Source organism: Enterococcus sp. GPZ-007 (assembly GCF_059374735.1).
The window spans coordinates 1-568 of sequence record NZ_JCAFYN010000114.1 but is presented as its reverse complement, the minus strand read 5'-3'; the positions used below and the strand labels follow the sequence as shown (position 1 = coordinate 568).

The window sequence follows — 568 nt, the reverse complement described above, 5'->3', positions numbered from 1 at the left end:
GCCATTGCGAGCGACCTGAAATTCCTCTAAAGTTATAGTCTCGACACTGTAACTGGAGGTAAGAAAGGTATGCTCACAATGACCGATATCAATACTATCAGAAATCTACGGAATAATCACGATAAATCCATTAATCATATTGCAGAGGAGCTGGATATCAATTGGCGCACCGCCAAAAAATATGCCGACGAAGATCTGATCCCACAATCAAAAATTCGTAAAAAAACTGGTATGATGTATGTCGAAAAATGGGGTGGCATCGTTGCCCTTTGGCTTTCTGAAGACGCAAAATTGCCCAAGAAAAAAAGACGTACAGCTGAAGCAATGACCCTAGACCTCAAGGCAGAAGGCTTCCCTGGATCCTATCGAACAGTTTGTGCTTTTATCCAAGATTGGAAAGCTACTCATTACCTTGAAGGTAATGAAGACCATGGGTTTGAACGTTTAGAACATCCTCCGGCTGAAGCACAACTCGACTTTGGTACAATGGAAGTTTGTCATGATGGAGCCTTCAAGGATGTCAAAGTTTTAGTAATGAGTTTCCCTTTTAGTAATGCAGGCTTTGCAG

Annotated in this window: 1 pseudogene; it reads left to right on the top strand. The window is 41.9% G+C overall.

What is annotated here, in order from left to right:
- Positions 1-78: 78 nt before the first annotated feature.
- Positions 79-568 (top strand): annotated as a pseudogene (locus tag AC4J95_RS21120) (IS21 family transposase); the annotation flags it as partial.